Raw genomic sequence first — 19,400 nt, 5'->3', positions numbered from 1 at the left:
CCCACCCGCCATCATTTAAACGAGGAAGCGATATCAGCACCCGCACCGCCGACGACCTGCCGTTCGACAATGCCTTTGCCGGGTTGCCGCCCGCGTTCTACACGCGCCTGATGCCGACGCCCCTGCCCGCGCCGTATATCGTCGCGGCCAGCACGCCGGCCGCGCGGCTCGTCGGACTCGACCCGGCCGACCTCGCACATGAGGATATCGTCGCCGTCTTCACGGGTAACGAGGTGCCGCGGCGCGCGCAGCCGCTGGCGGCCGTGTATTCCGGCCACCAGTTCGGCCATTGGGCGGGCCAGCTGGGCGACGGCCGCGCGATCTTGCTGGGCGACATCGCCGGGCCGGACGGCCGCATGGAACTCCAGCTCAAGGGCGCCGGCATGACGCCGTATTCGCGCATGGGCGACGGCCGTGCCGTGCTGCGCTCGTCGATCCGCGAATTCCTGTGCTCGGAGGCGATGGCCGCCCTCGGCATCCCGACGACCCGCGCGCTGATGGTGACGGGTTCGAACCAGGGCGTGATCCGCGAAACGATGGAGACGGCCGCCGTCGTCACCCGCATGGCGCCCAGCTTCGTGCGCTTCGGTTCCTTTGAGCACTGGCGCTACAACAACAAGCCGGAAGAACTGCGCATCCTCGCCGACTACGTCATCAAGACCTTTTACCCGGCACTGGCGGGCGCCCCGAATCCCTACGTCGCCCTGCTCGAGGAAGTCACGCGCCGCACGGCACGGATGATCGCGCACTGGCAGGCCGTCGGCTTCATGCATGGCGTGATGAACACCGACAATATGTCGATCCTCGGCATCACGCTGGATTACGGGCCGTTCGGCTTCATGGAAGCGTTCGACGCCGACCACATCTGCAACCACACGGACCAGGGCGGCCGCTATTCGTATGCGAACCAGGTCCCGGTCGGCCACTGGAACTGCTACGCGCTCGCCAACGCCCTGCTCCCGCTGATCGACGACCACGAAGCGGCGCAGGCCGCGCTGGACGTGTATGTCGACGCCTACGGCGAAAAGTTCGACGAACTTGTTCATGCCAAGCTCGGCCTCAAATCGACGCAAGAGAACGACCGCGTGCTGGCCGACGATATGTTCAAGCTCATGCAGGAGAACCGCGTCGACTTCACACTGTTCTTCCGCCGCCTGGGCGAACTGAAGGTGGACGTGTCCGACGCGCAGCGCGAAACATCGGATGCGCCGCTGCGCGACCTGTTCCTCGACCGCTCCGGCTTCGACGCCTGGGCCGCACGATACCGCGAGCGCCTGCGCCTTGAAGGCAGCGTCGATGCGGCGCGCCGGGTTGCGATGCACGCGGCGAACCCCAAGTATGTGCTGCGCAACTACCTCGCCCAGGTGGCGATCGAAAAGGCGCAGAATGGCGACTTCGACGAAGTGCGAAGGCTGCTGGCCGTGCTCGAGCATCCGTTCGACGAACAGCCCGAACACGACAGCTATGCGGCGCTGCCGCCGGACTGGGCATCCCACCTCGAAGTCAGCTGCTCTTCCTGATTCCATGACGACAGAACAATCATGACCGACAAAGTGACAAAAGTGATCAAGGCGGACGCCGAATGGCGCGCCGAGCTGGACCCGATGGAATACCAGGTGACGCGCCACGCGGCCACCGAACGCGCCTTCACGGGCAAGTACTGGGACCACCACGAGCACGGCATCTACCGCTGCGTGTGCTGCGGCACGCCGCTGTTCGAATCGGACGCCAAGTTCGAATCCGGCTGCGGCTGGCCCAGCTATTTCCGCGCCCTCGATCCGGACAACGTGATCGAAAAGACCGACCGCACCCACGGCATGGTGCGCACCGAAATCATCTGCGCCGTCTGCGACGCCCACCTGGGCCACGTGTTCCCGGACGGCCCGCCGCCGACCGGCCTGCGCTATTGCATCAACTCGGCCGCGCTCCGCTTCGAGCCGGCCTGAACGAGGATAGAGTCCGCTTATGAAATTCCTGTTCGACCTGTTCCCGGTCATCCTGTTCTTCATCGTCTTTAAGTTCGCGGACGGCCACCAGGACGCGGCGCATGCGCTCGCGGTCCAGTACATGGGAGGCCTGATTTCGGGCGGCAACGTCACGCCGGAGCAGGCGCCGATCATGCTGGCGTCCCTCGTGGGCATCGTCGCGACGATCCTGCAGATCCTGTACCTGCTGGCGCGCGGCCGCAAGGTGGACGGCATGCTGTGGCTGTCCCTCGGCGTCATCGTCGTGACGGGCGGCGCCACGATCTACTTCCACGACGAAAGCTTCATCAAGTGGAAGCCGACGATCTTGTACTGGGCCTTCGCGCTGGCGCTGTTCGTCGCCCAGGCCGGCTTCCGCAACAACCTGATGCGCAAGGTGATGGAAGCGCAGATCAGGCTGCCGGACGCCGTCTGGACCAAGGTGGGCTATGCGTGGATGACCTTCTTCGCCGCGATCGGCGTGCTGAACCTCGTCATGGCCTTCATCGTCTTCAAGGGCAATACGGGCGCGTGGGTGAACTTCAAGTTGTTCGGCATCACGGGCATTTTCTTCGCGTTCATCGTCGCCCAGGCGCTGATGCTGTCGAAGTACATCGAAGAGCACGAACAGCCGCAAGGCCAAGGCAAGGGAGACGCATGATGAGCGAGCGCGTGGAACGCATCCGCCAGTTGTTGGACGCCGCGTTGAGCCCGTCCGTACTGGAAGTCGGCGACGATTCGCACCTGCACGCGGGCCATGCCGGCGCGGCCTCCGGCGGGGGGCATTACCGAGTGAAAATCGTTTCCGAACGCTTCGAGGGAGTGAGGCTGGTCATGCGTCATCGACTGGTATATGATGCCGTGCAAGGTATGATGCACGCCGACATACATGCCCTGGCGATCACCGCCCTCGCACCGTCCGAACAGTCGTGACGGCGCGGCTTCAGGGAGTTTTAAGCGAGTTGTAAGTAAGCTGATTCAGAATCCGCTACGCATCACAATAATTATTAATCAAATCTTCGTCCAAGCAACCCCCTCACAGGAAACAAAATGACTTTTAAGCCAGCGCGGCTACTGTTAGCCCTGATCGCTATCGCCGCATCCTTCGCATACTCGCCTTCGTTCGCACAGAACCTCGCCGTGGTGAATGGCAAGGCGATCCCCTCTTCGCGCGCCGACGCCATCGTCAAGCAGGTCGTGGCGCAAGGCCAGGGCACCGACAGCCCGCAGCTGCGTGAGGCGATCAAGAAGGACCTGATCTCGCGCGAAGTGATGATGCAGGAAGCGATCAAGCAGGGCTACGAAAAGAATCCGGAAGTCAAGGCGGCATTGGAGAACGCCCGCCAGACCATCGTGATCAACGCCCTCGCGCGCGACTACATCACGAAGCATCCTGTGACGGACGCCGAAGTCAAGGCCGAGTACGACCGCTTCGCCAAGCAGACGGGCGACAAGGAATACCATGTGCGCCATATCCTGTTCGCGACGGAAGACGAAGCGAAGGCGGCCATCGCCAAGCTGAAAGGCGGCGCCAAGTTCGAGGACCTGGCCAAGCAGTCGAAGGACACCGGCACCGCCAACAACGGCGGCGACCTGGATTGGGCGAGCCCGTCCTCGTTCCCGCCGGAATTTGCCGCCGGCTTCACCAGTCTGCAGAAAGGCGCGATCACCGACACCCCGGTCAAGACCCAGGTGGGCTACCACGTGATCAAGCTGGACGACGTCCGCCCGGCCAAGCTGCCGGCGCTGGCCGAAGTCAAGCCGCAGATCTCCGAGGCGCTGACCCAGCAAAAGCTGGCCGCGTACCAGGAAGAAATGGTCAAAAAAGCAAAGGTGCAGTAACATTGCAGCGCCGGCGGCCCGCGCCGCCGGTTTTCGTCGCCCTGGCGACTTTTCGTGTTGACTACCGGACACCACCACCGGTTTTAGATAGGATCGAATAAATGATTGTGAAGCCAGCCCGCTTGTTGTTAGCCATGACCGCGATGGTAGCCCTGCCGTCGTTCGCGCAGAACGTTGCGACCGTCAATGGCAAGCCCATTCCCGCGGCCAAGGTTGACCAGGTGGTCAAACAGGTCGTCGCCCAAGGCAAGGCAACCGATTCCCCGCAACTGCGCGAGGCAATCAAGAAGGACCTGATCGGCCGCGAAGTCTTGATCCAGGAAGCCGACAAGCAAGGCGTCGGCACCCGTCCGGACGTCAAGAACGCAATCGACAACGCGCGCCAGAGCATCATCATCAATGCGATGCTGGCCGATTACATCAAGAAGAATCCGGTCAAGGATGCGGACATCAAGGCCGAGTACGACAAGTACAAGGCGCAAGTGGGCGACAAGGAATACCACGCCCGCCACATCCTCGTCGGCACGGAAGACGAAGCCAAGCAGATCATCGCCAAGCTGAAGGGCGGCGCCAAGTTCGAAGACCTGGCCAAGCAGTCGAAGGACCCGGGTTCGGCACCGAACGGCGGCGACCTGGACTGGGCAAACCCGGCCTCGTTCGTGCCTGAGTTCTCGAAGGCCATGACCTCGCTGCAAAAAGGTCAAGTCACCGAGACCCCGGTGCACACCCAGTTCGGCTGGCACGTGATCAAGCTGGAAGACGTCCGTCCGGCCAAGGTCCCGCCGCTGGAAGAAGTGAAGCAGCAGGTCGCGGAATCGCTGCAGCAGCGCAAGCTGGCTGCGTTCCGCGAAGAGCTGATGAAGAAAGCCAAGATCCAGTAAGCTGGCTCGGCAAGAGAAAGCGCTCCGTCCGGGGCGCTTTTTTTTGACCTATTTGTTCGACCAAACAACCAAACACGAGACACCATGACTCTCCGCCATTCCACCGCCTTCATCCTGTCCGCACTCGCCGCGACGGCAGCCGCGGCCGCGCCCACGGCGCCCACCCTGCCCCTGTACGTCGCCCAGCCTCTCGCCGGCGCCCATGTGATGTTCGGCGACTTCGACATCCAGAAGCCGCTGACGGCCGACACGGGCCGCATGGACAACGATCCGAAACTGCCGAGCGCCGTCGTCGAAGTGCGCCGCACGAACAAGGACGCGACCGCCGACGCGCTCGGCCTGAGCTGGAAGAACGCCTGGTTCTCGACCGTGCGCGTGGACAGCGCCCCGCTCGACCTGCGCCCCTACCTGGCCAAGGGCACGGTGTCGTTCGACCTGAAGGTGAACGAACTGGCGAAGGGTGGCCTGACCTACCGTATCGATTGCGGCCATGACTGCGAGCGCAAGGTCGTCGACGTGATCCCGGCGCGCGCGGCCCAGGGCAAGGGCTGGCGCCACCTGAGCTATGCGCTGTCGTGCTTCTACCGCAAGGGCGACGATTTCAGCGCCGTGACGACGCCGTTCGCGCTGGACGGCACCGGCGACGGCGACGTCGAGATCGCCAACATCCGCATCGACCGCACCGGCAAGGCCAACGAGACCTGCCCCGACTATCGCACCGCGAGCGTGACACCGTCGCCGCTGAACGAATCGTGGTCGCTCGACTGGTGGATGCCGCGCCACCAGGAAAAACTGGCCGAGATCGCGCGCCGCAAGGCCGCGGGCGAACCGACGGACCTCGTCTTCATCGGCGACTCCATCACGCACAACTGGGAACAGCACAACAAGCCGCTGTGGGACGAGTTCTGGGGCAAGTATCACGCGTTGAACCTGGGCTATGGCGGCGACCGCACGGAAAACGTCCTGTGGCGCCTGCAGCACGGCGAGATCGACGGCATCGCGCCGAAGGTCGCCGTCATGATGATCGGCACGAACAACACGGGCCAACGCCACGAGGCGCCGGAACTGATCTACGCCGGCATCAAGCGCGACATCGAGGAAATCCGCAAGCACCAGCCGCACACGAAGATCCTGCTGCTGGCGATCTTCCCGCGCGGCGCGAAGCCCGACGACGACCTGCGCCTGAACAACGAGAAAGTGAACGCGCTGCTGCCCAAGCTGGCCGACGGCAAGCACGTGTTCTTCCTCGACATCGGCAAGGCATTCCTCGCGCCGGACGGCACGCTGTCGAAGGACATCTTCCCCGACCTGCTGCATCCGAACGGCGACGGCTACAAGATCTGGCAGCGCGAGATGCAGCCGACGCTCGACAAGCTGATGCACTGATGACCCCGCGATCCGTTGCGCGGCGGACGTTCCTGTGCGCGGGCCTGGCCGCGGCGACGCTCGGCCTGCCCCGCCCGGCGGCGGCGCTCGCCGCCGTCCCGCGCCAGCGCGTCATCCTCGACAACGATTTCTCGGGCGATCCCGACGGCTTGTTCCAGCTGGCGCACCATCTCGCATCGCCGTCGGTCGAGATTCCCTTCGTGATCGGTTCCCACATCCATGCCGGCGACTTCCTGGACCGGTCCACGCGCCAGCCGGAGAACGCCGTCGCCACCGTGCAGGCGCTGTACGCGACGATGCGGCTGGACCGCCCGCCGCCAGTCGTGCCGGGCCGCAATGGCGGATCGACGCAGCAAGTCCCGACGGCGCCGACCGAGGCCGCGCGCCGCATCATCGCGGAAGCGCTGCGCACCGACACCAGGCTGCCGCTCTACTATGCTGCCGGCGCGGGTCTGACGGACCTGGCCGTCGCCCTGATGCTCGAACCCCGTATCGGCAGGCGCCTGAAACTCGTCTGGATCGGAGGCATGGAACATCCCGACCTGCTGCCAGGCGTGCCGGCGCGGCACGACCTCGAATACAACCTGACGATCGACCTGCCGGCCGCCCGGTGGATCTTCAACCATGCCGACGTCGAGATCTGGCAGGTGCCGCGCAACGTCTACCGCCAGCTCATCATCAGCCACGCCGAACTGGATGCCGGCCTGCGCGCCGCGGGCAAGCTCGGCACGTTCCTGGTCCAGCAGCTGGAACGGGTAACGGCACTGATGAACGGAGAACTCGGGGAAACGTATATCCTCGGCGACAGCCCGCTCGTCACCCTCACGGCGCTGCAATCCTCGTTCGAGCCGGACAGCGCGTCGAGCGCCTACGTCGTCCGGCCCACGCCGCGCATCGCTGCCGACGGCCGCTACGTTGCCGCGCCCGACGGGCGCCCGATGCGGGTCTACCAGACCATCGACACCCGCCTGACGTTCGCCGACATGTTCGCGAAGTTCGCGCGCGCCGGCCTCTGAGCCGGCATCCGGTCGATCAATGCGTCCGGAAGGCCGCGAACGCGCGCGAATACGGTACAGTACGTACATCTTTCTCGACTGGAACATTCATGCTGCTGATCGCCACCACCCTCACCGCCCTCGTCATCGCCATCCACGTCTACATCGTCCTCATCGAGACCGTCCTGTTCCGCACCCGCGGCAGGAAGGTCTTCGGGATCAAGGAAGGCCAGGTGGACGCGCTGGCGCCGCTGATGTCGAACCAGGGCTGCTACAACGGCTTCCTGGCGGCCATGCTGGGGGTGGGGCTGCTGCATCCCGATCCGGTCGTCGGCCGCGCCTTCGTCGTGTTCGGGCTCGTCTGCGTGGCCATCGCGGGCGTCTGGGGCGCCGCGACCGTATCGCGGCGTATCCTGTTCGTGCAAACCGTGCCGGCCGGGCTGGCGCTGATCGCCCTGCTGTTCGCCTGATCGTTCAGGAATTGCTCCAGGAATTGTTCCAGGAATGTAAAGTCGCGCACATCGCGTTATAGACGGCGGCCGAGTCCGCCAAGATGGTGTTCCAGTCCGTGTTCGTACCGACGTAGGACAGCTTCTGACCGGTGCGCGACGTATAGGAGATGTTCGCGACCGAGCCGTCCATATTGCATGTGATGTGCCCATGCGGCAAGACGGTTCGGTATGTCGCCGTCGGCGCTTCGACAAAGAAGAATTCCTGGTTCAATGCCCCGGGGTCCGTCCCGTCATACGCGACGCCCATCGCAATCGCCGCAACCGGCGTCGACGATGGCTCGAAGACGGCCGCGCTGGCGCTGAGCGTGGACGTCTGCCCGGGCGCCGGATCGGCATCGATCGCCCCTGGCGGGTGACAATTGCACATCATTGGACTCGGCAGCGTAGGGCCGATATAGGTTTTCAGGCATTCAACGCATTGATAACGCGACGTTGTCATAGGTCTCCCTTGTTGGATGCATTCATGCGCCGGCCAATGGGGCTCGTTCGTCCCCGTTTGTAACATTTTTCGTTTAGTAAAATATAACAAAAACCGGCCCGGATACGGGCGGCCGTTCGTGATCGACAAAATAAAAGCGCTCCCGAGGGAGCGCTTCGCGAGCCGGTGCAGGCAGGAAATCAACCCACCCACTTCCTCGCATTCTGGAACATCCGCGCCCACGGCGAATCCTCGCCCCAGCCATCCGGATGCCACGACATGGTGACGGTACGCGCCACGCGCTCCGCGTGCGGCATCATGACGGTGAAGCGGCCGTCCGGCGTCGTGACGGCCGTGAGGCCCTCCGGCGAGCCGTTCGGATTGAACGGATACGCCTCGGTCGCCGCGCCGCGGTTGTCGATGTAGCGCAGCGCCTTCGCGACCTTGGTGATGTCGCCGGTCTGCGAGAAGTCCGCGTAGCCTTCGCCGTGCGCGATCGCCAGCGGCGCGTGCGTGCCCGCCAGGCCCTGGAAGAAGATCGACGGCGACTCCATCACCTCGACCATGCCGAAGCGCGCTTCGAACTGTTCCGACTTGTTGCGGGTGAACTTCGGCCACGCTTCCGCGCCCGGGATGATCGCCTTCAGGTTGCTCATCATCTGGCAGCCGTTGCACACGCCCAGGCCGAACGTATCGGCGCGGCCGAAGAACTGCGCGAACGCGGCCTTCAGCTCGGCGTTGAACAGGATCGTCTTGGCCCAGCCTTCGCCGGCGCCCAGCACGTCGCCGTACGAGAAGCCGCCCACGGCGATCAGGCCCTTGAAGTCGTCCAGCGTCGCGCGGCCCGAGATCAGGTCGCTCATGTGCACGTCGACGGCCTTGAAGCCCGCCTGGTGCATCGCCCACGCCGTCTCGATGTGCGAGTTGACGCCCTGCTCGCGCAGGATCGCGACCGTGGGGCGGGCACCGGTCGCGATGAACGGCGCGGCGATGTTGACCGACGTATCGTGCACCAGCTTCGGCGTGAAGCCCGGGTCCTGCTCGTCCAGCAGGCGGTCGTATTCCTGGTCGACGCAGGCCGGGTTGTCGCGCAGGCGCGCGATGCGCCAGCTCGTCTCGCTCCACAGGCGGTGCAGTTCGCTGCGGCGCTTGCTGTAGATGATCTTCGTGTCGCGCGTGAATTCCACGACGCCGCGGTCATTGACCTTGCCGATGATGTGGCTGCACGCGCCCAGGTCGAACGTCCGCAGCACGTTCATCACGGCCGATTTCTCGGCCGTCCGCACCTGCACGACGGCGCCCAGCTCTTCGTTGAACAGCGCGCGCAGCGTCATCTCGTTGCGGCGCTCGCCCACCTGCGCCGCCCAGTTCTTGGCGTCGCCGTGGTCGGAGGCGTGCTCGCCTTCCATCGTCAGGATGTCGAGGTTGACGGAGACGCCCGCGCGGCCCGCGAACGCCATCTCGCACAGCGTGGCGTACAGGCCGCCGTCCGAACGGTCGTGGTAGGCCAGCAGCTTGCCGGCGTCGTTCAGTTGCTGGATCGCGGCGAAGAAGGCTTTCAGGTCGGCCGGATTGTCGACGTCCGGCGTGTCGTTGCCCAGCTGCTGCGTGACTTGCGCCAGCGCGGACGCGCCCAGGCGGTTCTTGCCGCGCCCCAGGTCGATCAGGATCAGCGACGTCTCGCCCAGGTCCGTGCGCAGTTGCGGCGTCAGGGTCTTGCGCACGTCGGTGACGGGCGCGAAGCTCGACACGATCAGCGACACCGGCGACACGACGGCCTTGTTGTCGCCGTCCTCGCTCCACGTCGTCCGCATCGACAGCGAATCCTTGCCGACCGGGATCGACACGCCCAGCGCCGGGCACAATTCCATGCCCACGGCCTTCACCGTGTCGAACAGCGCGGCGTCCTGGCCCGGCTGGCCGCACGCGGCCATCCAGTTGGCGGACAGCTTGATCGCCGAGATATCGGCGATCGGCGCGGCGGCGATGTTCGTGATGGCCTCGCCGACGGCCATGCGGCCCGACGCGGCGGCGTCGATGACGGCCAGCGGCGTGCGCTCGCCCATCGCCATCCCTTCGCCCTTGTAGCCTTCGAAGCTCAAGGTGGTGACGGCGCAGTCGGCGACGGGCACCTGCCACGGGCCGACCATCTGGTCGCGCACGCTCATGCCGCCCACGGTGCGGTCGCCGATCGTGATCAGGAACGACTTGTCGGCCACGGTCGGCAGCAGCAGCACGCGGCGCGCGACTTCTTCCAGGTCCAGTCCCGTGACGTCGACGGGTTTGAATTCATTCACCACGTGCTCGACGTTGCGGTGCATCTTCGGCGGCTTGCCGAGCAGGACGTCCATCGGCATGTCGACCGGGGACGCGCCTCCGTCCTTTTCCGTGATCGGGTCGATGAGGCGCAGCCGGCGCTCTTCCGTGGCGACGCCCACCGCCGCGAACGGGCAGCGCTCGCGTTCGCAGATGGCGGCGAAGTGCGCCAGGTCGTCCGGCGCGATCGCCAGCACGTAGCGCTCCTGCGATTCGTTGCTCCAGATTTCCTTCGGCGACATGCCGCTTTCTTCCAGCGGCACCTTGCGCAGGTCGAAGGTGGCGCCGCGCCTGGCGTCGTTGGTGATTTCCGGGAAGGCGTTCGAGATGCCGCCCGCGCCCACGTCGTGGATCGAGATGATCGGGTTCGCGTCGCCCAGCTGCCAGCAGGCGTTGATGACTTCCTGCGCGCGCCGCTCCATCTCCGGGTTGCCGCGCTGGACCGAGTCGAAGTCCAGGTCGGCGGTGTTGGTGCCGGTCGCCATCGACGACGCGGCCGCGCCGGCCATGCCGATGCGCATGCCCGGACCGCCCAGCTGCAGCAGCAGGCTGCCGACCGGGATATCGTTCTTGTGCGTGTGGCCGCCCGCGATGTTGCCGATGCCGCCCGCGATCATGATCGGCTTGTGGTAGCCGAACACGGTGTCGCCGCCGGTCTTGGAACTGAGCGCCGTCGGGCCCACGTTCTGTTCGTAGACCCGGAAGTAGCCGCCCAGGTTCGGCCGGCCGAATTCGTTGTTGAACGCGGCGCCGCCCAGCGGACCGTCGACCATGATCTGCAGCGGCGACGCGATGCGTTCCGGCTTGCCGTAGACCTGGTCGGCGCCGGCCTTGTCCGCGCCGTTGACGTTGGCCGCGTTTTCCCACGGCCGCACCGCGTCCGGCAGGTACAGGTTCGACACCGTGAAGCCCGTCAGGCCGGCCTTCGGCTTGGCGCCGCGGCCGGTCGCGCCCTCGTCGCGGATCTCGCCGCCGGCGCCCGTCGAGGCGCCCGGGAACGGGGAGATCGCCGTCGGGTGGTTGTGGGTCTCGACCTTCATCAGCGTGTGCGTCAGGTCCGTGACCGGTGCGTATTCCTGGCTGCCGGCCTGCGGGAAGAAGCGCAGGGCCTCGGCGCCTTCCATGATGGCCGAGTTGTCGCTGTACGCGACGATCGTGCCCTTCGGCTGCAGCTGGTGCGTGTTCTTGATCATCTGGAACAGGCTCTTGTCCTGTTTCGCGCCGTCGATGGTCCACTCGGCGTTGAAGATCTTGTGGCGGCAGTGCTCGGAGTTCGCCTGCGCGAACATCATCAGCTCGACGTCGGTCGGGTTGCGCTGCACGCGCGAGAAGGCGTCGAACAGGTAGTCGATCTCGTCCTCGGCCAGCGCCAGGCCCATGCCGGCATTCGCCTCGGCCAGCGCCACGCGGCCGCGACCCAGCACGTCGATCTGCTCGAGCGGGCGGCTTTCCAGGTCCGTGAACAGCGCGTGCGCCTGGGAGGCGGCACGCAGCACCGTCTCCGTCATGCGGTCGTGCAGGAGCGCGGCGACGGCCGCGATCTCGTCGTCCGCGAGCTTCTTCGGCGCGCCGAACCCCGTGCCGAGGATGCCGCTCTTCAGTACGACCGTGAAGGCGACGCCGCGCTCGACGCGGTGGATGTGGGCCATGCCGCAGTTGTGGGCGATGTCGGTGGCCTTCGAGGCCCACGGCGAGATCGTGCCCAGGCGCGGGATCACGAAGAATTCCTCGGTCACGCCCTCGTACTGCGTTTCCGGCACAGGCTCGCCATAGGTGAGCATTGCGCTCAAGCGTTCCGTGTCCTCCGTGGTGAGGGGGGCGCTTGCATCGATGAAGTGGTAGTAGCGCGCCGACACGTCGGCAATCGTCGGGGCGACGGCTTGCAGTTGCGCGAGGAGGCGTTGGCTACGGAAGGCAGAGAGGGCGTTGGAACCCGGCAGAATCAACATGGCTTGAAAGTCGGTTGATGCAGCGTGGCTGCGGGTGAAAGAAGCCCGCTATTATACAGCGTCGGCCCCGTCCCGGTCGGCCGCCAGGGGCGCACGCGAAGCGAAAAGTTGCCGACCTTGCAGCTTAGCGGTATCGTAGTGCAGAAAAATACCTCGCGCGGACCGACGGATACCGAAACGCATGCCAGAAAATAGCTCATCCAGCCAGTCCGGCACGCCGGCGGCCAATCAACCGGGCGCCCAACTGAATGCTCAGTTGAGCGTGCTGATCGTCGATCCCAACGCCGGCATCCGCGCGAACCTGCAGAACATGCTCAACCAGGCGGGCGTGACGCGGATCGAGTCGGCCGTGAACGCGGGCACCGCGATCAAGGCGCTCGGCCGCAAGTCGTTCGACATCGTGCTGTGCGAGTACGACCTGGGCAGCGGCACGAGAGGGGCGGACGGCGGCGGCGAAGGCCAGGACGGCCAGCAGTTGCTGGAAGACCTGCGCCACCACCGCATCATCCCGCCCTGGTCCATCTTCATCATGCTGACGGCGGAAGGCACGTACGGCAAGGTGGTCAGCGCGGCCGAGCTGACGCCGACCGACTACATCCTGAAACCGTTCACGGTCCAGGTGCTGCACGAACGCATCCAGAAAGCCGTCGCGCGCCGCGCCGCCCTGCTTCCCGTCTACCAGCTGATCGCCCAGGCGAAGCCGCGCGAAGCCATCGCCGCGGCCATCGAATCGGCCCGCACGCGGCCCGCACATGCGCTCGACTTTGCCCGGCTGCGCGCGGAGCTGCACGCCTCGCTCAAGGAGCACGACCTGGCCGAAACCGTGTACCGCGACGTGCTGGCGGCGAAACCGGTGGGCTGGGCGCGGCTCGGGCTCGCGCGCGCCGTCGCCGCCCAGGGCCGCACTGACGAAGCGATCCCGCTGCTCGAACACATCGTGGCCGACAATCCGCGCCTGATGGCCGCGTACGACCTGCTCGCGCGCTGCCAGCAGGAGCGCGGCGACGCGGCGCAGGCCAAGAAGACGCTGGAAGACGCCGTCGCGATCTCGCCCTACGTCGTGCGCCGCCTGCGCCGGCTGGGCGAGGTGGCGCTCGAAACGGGCGACACGGACGGCGCCGAAAAATCGTTCCGCCAGGTCGTCACGCGCTCGCGCTATTCGGAATTCCGCAATCCCGAAGACCACGTCAACCTCGTCCGCGCGCTCGTCGGCAAGGGCGATCCGGCCGGCGCGTCGACCGTCATCCGCGATCTCGAACGCTCGCTGCGCGGCACGCCGGCAGCGGACGCCTGCAAGGCGATCTCGGTGGCGCTGCTGCACGACGCGGCGGGCAACGGCGCCGCCGCGGTCAAGGAACTCAAGCTGGCCGTCGACGCCGTGCGCGCGGGCGGCGCGCTGTCGCCGCATATGCGCGTGGGGCTGGCGCAATCGTGCCTCACGCACCACATGGACGACGAGGCCTCGGAAGTCATGCTGGGCGCGCTGAACGGCGGCGACGACGCGCTGTCGCCGCAGCAGGCGCTGAACGTGTTCGTCAGGGCCGGCCGCCCCGACCTCGCGGACGGCATCGGCAAGCAGCTGCGCGCGCAGGCGCAGATCCTGCTCGGCGTGGCGGACGAAAAGCGCAACATGGGCGACGTGCGCGGCGCCGTGCAAACCCTGCTGGAAGCGCTGCACATGGCGCCGAACAACCTGCAGGTGATGGTCGCCGTCGTCGGCGGTGTGCTCCGCCAGATCATGGAGATGGGCTGGGACCACCCGCTCGCCGCGCTGTCGGAAGAGCAGCTGGAACACATCCGCGCACTCGATCCGGACCATCCGCGCCTGCTCGCGCTCGATGCGGAGCTGGCGGCCGCCAAGCGCAAATACGGTATCGCGACGTCGGGCGCCTAGGATCTATCCGACCGATGCGGGGCAAAAGGCGCGATTATTGCGATTCGCCGTACCCGCCCCCGCCCGGCGTCTCGATGATGAACTGGTCGCCCGTCGCCATCTCGGTCTTGCCGATGTGGCCCAGTTCCTCGACGCGGCCGTCGGCCCGCTCGACGACGTTGCGGCCGCGCGCGCCGGGCGCCCCGCCCGCCATGCCGAACGGCGCGTGCACGCGGTTGTTGGACAGGATCGCCGCCGTCATCGGTTCCAGGAAGCGGATCCGGCGCACGCCGCCGTTGCCGCCATGCCAGCGCCCGGCGCCGCCCGAGCCGGGCCGGATCGCATAGCTCTCCAGCCGCACGGGAAAGCGGAACTCCAGGATCTCAGGGTCGGTGAGGCGCGAGTTCGTCATGTTCGTCTGCACGACGTCGGTGCCGTCGAATCCCGGTCCGGCGCCGGCGCCGCCGGAGATGGTCTCGTAATACTGGTGGCGCGCGTTCCCGAACGTGAAGTTGTTCATCGTGCCCTGCGCGGCCGCCATCACCCGCAGCGCGCCGTACAGCGCGTTCGTGATGCACGTTGACGTCTCCACATTGCCGGAGACGACGGCCGCCGGATAATGCGGATTGAGCATGGAACCGGGTGGGATGATCACCTTCAGCGGCTTGAGGCAGCCCGCGTTCAGCGGGATCTCGTCGTCCACGAGCGTGCGGAACACGTACAGCACGGCCGCCATGCACACGGCGGACGGCGCGTTGAAGTTGTTCGGCAGCTGGGCGGACGTCCCCGTAAAATCGATCTCCGCGCTGCGCGCCGGGCGGTCGACGCGGATCGCGACCTCGATGCGCGCGCCGTTATCGAGCTCGTTCACGAAATGGCCGTCCGAGAGCGCGGTGATGACGCGCCGCACGGCTTCCTCGGCATTGTCCTGCACGTGCCCCATGTAGGCGCGCACGACGTCCAGCCCGAAATGCGCGACCATCTTGCGCAGCTCGTCGACACCCTTCTGGTTGGCCGCCACCTGGGCGCGCAGGTCGGCCATGTTCTGGTCCGGATTGCGCGCCGGCCAGCGCGCGCCGGCCAGCAGCGCGCGCATTTCCGCGTCGCGCAGCACGCCGTCGGCGCCGTCGACCAGCTTGACGTTGTCGATCAGGACGCCCTCTTCCTCGATGTGCGTCGAATCCGGCGGCATCGAGCCGGGCGTCGTGCCGCCGATGTCCGCATGGTGGCCGCGCGAGCCCACATAGAACAGGATGTGCGCCCCCGCTTCGTCGAACACGGGCGAGATCACCGTCACGTCGGGCAGGTGCGTGCCGCCGTTGTACGGGTCGTTCAGCACGTACACGTCGCCTGCCTGCATGCGGCCGGTGTTCTTGCGCATGACGGCCTTGATGCTCTCGCCCATCGACCCCAGGTGCACCGGCATGTGCGGCGCGTTGGCCACGAGGTTGCCGTCGGCATCGAAGATGGCGCAGCTGAAGTCCAGGCGCTCCTTGATGTTGACGGAGTACGCCGTGTTCTGCAGGCGCAGGCCCATCTGCTCGGCGATGGACATGAACAGGTTGTTGAAGATCTCCAGCATCACCGGGTCGACCGTCGTCCCGATCGCATGCCTTTGCGGCAGCGCCCGCACGCGGCGCAGCACGAGGTGGCCGTACGGCGTGACCTCGGCGCGCCAGCCCGCCTCCACGACCGTCGTCGCATTCGCTTCCGCGACGATGGCGGGGCCGTCGATCGCATCGCCCGGCACGATGTCCTCGCGGCGGTACACGTGCGTGTCGCGCCAGGCGCCGTCGGCGTACATCCGCGCCGTCTCGAACGCCGCCGGCGCGCCGGCGCGCGGCGCGCCCGGTACCGGTTGCTCGGACGGCGCGTCGGAACGGCCCAGCGCTTCCACCGACACGGCTTCCACGACGAGCGCCTTGCCCGGCATGAGGAAGGAAAAGCGGCGGCGGTACGCGTGTTCGAACCGGGCCTGCAGCGCGGCGCGGTCCCCATCCATCACGACGATGGCCGAATCCGTACCGTCGTAGCGCAGGTGCACGCGGCGCAGCACGGCGATGCGGTCGGCCGCCACGCCCTGCGCCAGCAGGTCGGCGCGGGCTGCAGTGGCCAGCGCATCCAGTTCGACCGCCAGCTCGTCGGCGTCCAAGGCGTCCAGCCGGCGCTCGACGGCCCGTTCGCGCATCGCGCCCTGGTCCGCGAGACCCATGCCGTACGCGGACAGCACGCCCGCCAGCGAATGGATGAATACCGTCTTCATGCCCAGTGCGTCCGCCACGAGGCAGGCGTGCTGGCCGCCGGCGCCACCGAAGCTCGTGAGCGCGTAATCCGTCACGTCGTGGCCGCGCTGCACCGAGATCTGCTTGATCGCGTTCGCCATATTGCCCACGGCGATGCGGATGAAACCTTCGGCGACGGCTTCCGGGGCGGGCCGCGCGCCGGACGCGCGTTCGATCGCGTCGGCCATGGCGTCGAAGCCGGCGCGCACGGCGTCCGCGTCGAGCGGCTGGTCGGCGTCCGGGCCGAACACGTGCGGGAAGTGCCGCGGCTGGATCTTGCCCAGCATGACGTTGCAGTCCGTGACAGCAAGCGGCCCGCCGCGCCGGTAGCTGGCCGGCCCCGGGTTCGCGCCGGCGCTGTCCGGCCCGACGCGGTAGCGGCTGCCGTCGAAATGCAGGATCGAGCCGCCGCCCGCCGCGACGGTGTGGATGCTCATCATGGGCGCGCGCATGCGCACGCCCGCGACCAGCGTCTCGAACACGCGCTCGAATTCGCCCGCGTAATGCGAGACGTCGGTCGACGTCCCGCCCATGTCGAAGCCGATGACGCGCTCGAATCCGGCGAGCCGGCTGGCGCGCACCATGCCGACGATGCCGCCGGCTGGGCCGGACAGGATGCTGTCCTTGCCCTGGAACGCGCGCGCATCCGTCAGGCCGCCGCTGGACTGCATGAACTGCAGGTTCACGCCCGGCAGCTCGGCCGCCACCTGGTCGACGTAGCGGCGCAGGATCGGCGACAGGTACGCATCGACGACCGTCGTGTCGCCGCGCGCCACGAGCTTCATCAGCGGACTGGCCTCATGCGACACCGAGACCTGGGTGAAGCCGATGTCGCGGGCGATGCGCGCGACGGCATCCTCGTGGGCATGGTAGCGATAGCCGTGCATGAACACGATGGCCAGCGCGCGGATGCCGCCGTCGTACACGGCCTGCAGGTCGCGCCGCGCCGCCGCCTCGTCGAGCTGCGTCACGACGTCGCCGTGCGCGCCGATGCGCTCGACGATCTCGACGACGCGGCCGTACAGCAGCTCGGGCAGGACGATGTGGCGGTCGAACAGGCGCGGGCGGTTCTGGTAGGCGATGCGCAGGGCGTCGCCGAAACCGCGGGTGATCGCGAGCGCCGTGCGCTCGCCCTTGCGCTCCAGCAGCGCATTGGTGGCGACCGTCGTGCCCATCTTGACGGCCTCCACCCGCCCCGCCGGGAGCGCCGCGTCCGGCGCCAGGCCGAGCAGGTGGCGGATGCCGGCGACGGCCGCGTCGCGGTAGCGTTCCGGATTGTCCGACAGCAGCTTGTGCGTGACCAGGCTCCCGTCGGGCCGGCGCGCCACGATATCCGTGAAGGTGCCGCCGCGGTCGATCCAGAACTGCCAGTCCATCGTTTCCCCATCGTCAAAGTCAAGCCAGCGCTATTGTAGTCGCGCGATGTGCCGATTTTAGCGAAAATGCATGTTCCGCACCGTCGTGCGTTTTCTATCGGAACCAGCATGGACAATCCGCTCTACAGCGTCGCGCAGATCCGCGCCATCGAACAGGCAGCCCAGCCGCAGCTGCCGCCCGGCACACTGATGGCGCGCGCGGGCGAGGCCGCATCCGCCTACGCGCTCGAAGTGCTCGGCGGCCTGCCGACCCGACGCGTCCTCGTGCTGGCCGGCCCCGGCAACAACGGCGGCGACGCGCTGGAGGTCGCCGCGAACCTGGCCAATCTCGGCGCCAGCGTCGACGTCGTCCACCTCGCGGGCGCGGCGCCGTCGCCGGAAACGCAGCGTGCCCTCGAACGCGCCCGGGCCAGTTGCGCGCGCTTCGTCGACGCGATCGGCGACGGCCGCGGCGGCTGCCTCGTCGTCGACGGCCTGTTCGGCATCGGCCTCGCGCGCCCGCTCGCGGGACGCGCGCGCGAACTCGTCGAGGCGACGCACCGGATGGGGTGTCCCGTACTGGCGCTGGACGTCCCGAGCGGCCTCGATGCCGACACGGGCGGCGTCATCGGCCCGGACGGCGTGGCCGTGCGCGCCACGCACACGATCACCTTCCTCGGCGACAAACCGGGCCTGCACACGGGCGACGGCTGCGACCACGCGGGCCGCGTGCACGTGGACCGCCTCGGCACGGCCGGCCTGCACGCGGAGACGGCGCACGCGCGGTTGAACGCGCCCGCGCTGTTCGCCGGCCTGCTCGCGCCGCGCCGGCGCAATTCCCATAAAGGCACATACGGCGACGTGGCCGTGCTGGGCGGCGCACGCGGCATGGCCGGCGCCGCCATCCTGGCCGCGCGCACCGCGCTGTATGCGGGCGCGGGCCGCGTGTTCGTCGCCGCCGTCGATCCGGGCCCGGGCCTGGACCCGGTGCAGCCGGAGATCATGTTCCGCGACGCCGCCGGCTTCACGTTCGCCGGCCGCACGGTCGTCGCGGGCCCCGGCATGGGCGATTCGGCCGGCGCCACGCACCTGCTGTCGAAGGTGATCGACGGCACCGGGCCGCTGCTGGTCGACGCCGACGCGCTGAACCTGTGCGCGGCCAGCCCCGACCTGGCCGCGCGCCTGGCGGCGCACGACGGCGCGACGGTCGTCACGCCGCACCCGCTGGAAGCCGCGCGCCTGCTGGGCGTGACGGCCCCCATCGTCCAGGCCGACCGGCTGGAGAATGCGCGCGAGCTGGCGCAGCGGCTGGACGCCGTCGTCGTGCTCAAGGGCGCCGGCAGCGTCATCGCGCGGCCGGACGGCGAGGTGGCGCTGAACGCGACGGGCAACCCGGGCCTCGCCACGGGCGGCACGGGCGACGTGCTGGCGGGCCTGATCGGCACCCTGCTGAGCCAGGGCTGGCCGGCGTGGGAAGCCGCGCTGGCGGGCGTCTGGCTGCATGGCGCGGCGGCGGACCGGCTCGTCGCCGCGGGCAAGGGCCCGATCGGCCTGACGGCGGGCGAATTGCCGCGCGCGATCCGCGCCGAGCTCAATGCGCTCGTGGCCGACGCGGGCCGCGCGTGAA

The 19,400-nt window shown here is 67.5% G+C and carries 14 protein-coding genes; 11 read left to right on the top strand and 3 right to left on the bottom strand.

Features of this window, described 5'->3' with window-relative positions; all coding sequences use genetic code 11:
• Window positions 1–32 precede the first annotated feature (32 nt).
• From U9J41_RS03440 to U9J41_RS03400, 9 genes are all read left to right on the top strand, one after another.
• Complete coding sequence (locus tag U9J41_RS03440) at window positions 33–1,520, top strand: protein adenylyltransferase SelO (RefSeq protein WP_425260023.1); 1,488 nt, start codon at window positions 33–35, stop codon at window positions 1,518–1,520.
• Window positions 1,521–1,541: 21 nt separating this feature from the next.
• Window positions 1,542–1,946, top strand: a complete 405-nt coding sequence (gene msrB, locus U9J41_RS03435) for a peptide-methionine (R)-S-oxide reductase MsrB (protein WP_322400276.1) — start codon at window positions 1,542–1,544, stop codon at window positions 1,944–1,946.
• A gap of 19 nt (window positions 1,947–1,965) precedes the next feature.
• Window positions 1,966–2,625, top strand: coding sequence for a septation protein A (locus tag U9J41_RS03430; protein ID WP_322400274.1), 660 nt, complete (start codon window positions 1,966–1,968; stop codon window positions 2,623–2,625).
• A complete protein-coding gene (locus U9J41_RS03425; protein WP_322400272.1) occupies window positions 2,622–2,897 on the top strand; it encodes a BolA family protein in 276 nt (91 codons plus the stop codon). Before U9J41_RS03430 ends, U9J41_RS03425 begins: the two co-directional genes overlap by 4 nt.
• 117 nt (window positions 2,898–3,014) lie before the next feature.
• Window positions 3,015–3,806, top strand: coding sequence for a peptidylprolyl isomerase (locus U9J41_RS03420; protein ID WP_322400270.1), 792 nt, complete (start codon window positions 3,015–3,017; stop codon window positions 3,804–3,806).
• Window positions 3,807–3,907: 101 nt separating this feature from the next.
• Entirely contained in the window at window positions 3,908–4,687 is a 780-nt protein-coding gene (locus U9J41_RS03415) for a peptidylprolyl isomerase (RefSeq protein ID WP_322400268.1), read from the top strand.
• 84 nt (window positions 4,688–4,771) lie between these two features.
• Window positions 4,772–6,073: a GDSL-type esterase/lipase family protein gene (locus tag U9J41_RS03410; RefSeq protein ID WP_322400266.1), complete on the top strand. Its 1,302-nt coding sequence runs from the start codon at window positions 4,772–4,774 to the stop codon at window positions 6,071–6,073.
• Entirely contained in the window at window positions 6,073–7,089 is a 1,017-nt protein-coding gene (locus U9J41_RS03405; protein WP_322400264.1) for a nucleoside hydrolase, read from the top strand. Before U9J41_RS03410 ends, U9J41_RS03405 begins: the two co-directional genes overlap by 1 nt.
• A gap of 89 nt (window positions 7,090–7,178) precedes the next feature.
• Window positions 7,179–7,538, top strand: a complete 360-nt coding sequence (locus tag U9J41_RS03400; protein ID WP_322400262.1) for a DUF1304 domain-containing protein — start codon at window positions 7,179–7,181, stop codon at window positions 7,536–7,538.
• A 4-nt stretch (window positions 7,539–7,542) separates the two neighbouring features.
• On the opposite strand, the gene U9J41_RS03395 is transcribed toward U9J41_RS03400, so the two are convergent.
• Both U9J41_RS03395 and purL read right to left on the bottom strand, forming a co-directional pair.
• Complete coding sequence (locus U9J41_RS03395) at window positions 7,543–8,019, bottom strand: hypothetical protein (protein WP_322400261.1); 477 nt, start codon at window positions 8,017–8,019, stop codon at window positions 7,543–7,545.
• Between the two features lie 179 nt (window positions 8,020–8,198).
• Window positions 8,199–12,263, bottom strand: a complete 4,065-nt coding sequence (purL, locus tag U9J41_RS03390) for a phosphoribosylformylglycinamidine synthase (protein ID WP_322400259.1) — start codon at window positions 12,261–12,263, stop codon at window positions 8,199–8,201.
• Between the two features lie 181 nt (window positions 12,264–12,444).
• On the opposite strand from purL, the gene U9J41_RS03385 reads away from it, so the two are divergent.
• On the top strand, window positions 12,445–14,157 hold the full coding sequence (locus U9J41_RS03385) for a tetratricopeptide repeat protein (protein WP_322400257.1): 1,713 nt from the start codon (window positions 12,445–12,447) through the stop codon (window positions 14,155–14,157).
• Window positions 14,158–14,191: 34 nt separating this feature from the next.
• Here the strand turns inward: U9J41_RS03385 and U9J41_RS03380 are convergent, their stop codons facing one another.
• A complete protein-coding gene (locus tag U9J41_RS03380; RefSeq protein ID WP_322400255.1) occupies window positions 14,192–17,794 on the bottom strand; it encodes a hydantoinase B/oxoprolinase family protein in 3,603 nt (1,200 codons plus the stop codon).
• Window positions 17,795–17,902: 108 nt separating this feature from the next.
• Between U9J41_RS03380 and U9J41_RS03375 the strand changes: the two genes are divergently transcribed.
• A complete protein-coding gene (locus U9J41_RS03375) occupies window positions 17,903–19,399 on the top strand; it encodes an NAD(P)H-hydrate dehydratase (protein WP_322400253.1) in 1,497 nt (498 codons plus the stop codon).
• Window position 19,400 lies beyond the last annotated feature (1 nt).

This window comes from Massilia luteola (genome assembly GCF_034420155.1).
Classification (GTDB): Bacteria; Pseudomonadota; Gammaproteobacteria; order Burkholderiales; family Burkholderiaceae_D; genus Telluria; species Telluria luteola.
This window is presented reverse-complemented; position numbering and strand designations above follow the sequence as displayed.

Coding starts and splice junctions, on each gene's coding strand:
- U9J41_RS03420 (WP_322400270.1), top strand. CDS start 3,015: ATGACTTTTAAGCCAGCGCGGCTACTGTTAGCCCTGATCGCTATCGCC.
- U9J41_RS03380 (WP_322400255.1), bottom strand. CDS start 17,794: ATGGACTGGCAGTTCTGGATCGACCGCGGCGGCACCTTCACGGATATC.
- U9J41_RS03415 (WP_322400268.1), top strand. CDS start 3,908: ATGATTGTGAAGCCAGCCCGCTTGTTGTTAGCCATGACCGCGATGGTA.
- U9J41_RS03410 (WP_322400266.1), top strand. CDS start 4,772: ATGACTCTCCGCCATTCCACCGCCTTCATCCTGTCCGCACTCGCCGCG.
- purL (WP_322400259.1), bottom strand. CDS start 12,263: ATGTTGATTCTGCCGGGTTCCAACGCCCTCTCTGCCTTCCGTAGCCAA.
- U9J41_RS03430 (WP_322400274.1), top strand. CDS start 1,966: ATGAAATTCCTGTTCGACCTGTTCCCGGTCATCCTGTTCTTCATCGTC.
- U9J41_RS03425 (WP_322400272.1), top strand. CDS start 2,622: ATGATGAGCGAGCGCGTGGAACGCATCCGCCAGTTGTTGGACGCCGCG.
- U9J41_RS03400 (WP_322400262.1), top strand. CDS start 7,179: ATGCTGCTGATCGCCACCACCCTCACCGCCCTCGTCATCGCCATCCAC.
- msrB (WP_322400276.1), top strand. CDS start 1,542: ATGACCGACAAAGTGACAAAAGTGATCAAGGCGGACGCCGAATGGCGC.
- U9J41_RS03395 (WP_322400261.1), bottom strand. CDS start 8,019: ATGACAACGTCGCGTTATCAATGCGTTGAATGCCTGAAAACCTATATC.
- U9J41_RS03405 (WP_322400264.1), top strand. CDS start 6,073: ATGACCCCGCGATCCGTTGCGCGGCGGACGTTCCTGTGCGCGGGCCTG.
- U9J41_RS03385 (WP_322400257.1), top strand. CDS start 12,445: ATGCCAGAAAATAGCTCATCCAGCCAGTCCGGCACGCCGGCGGCCAAT.
- U9J41_RS03375 (WP_322400253.1), top strand. CDS start 17,903: ATGGACAATCCGCTCTACAGCGTCGCGCAGATCCGCGCCATCGAACAG.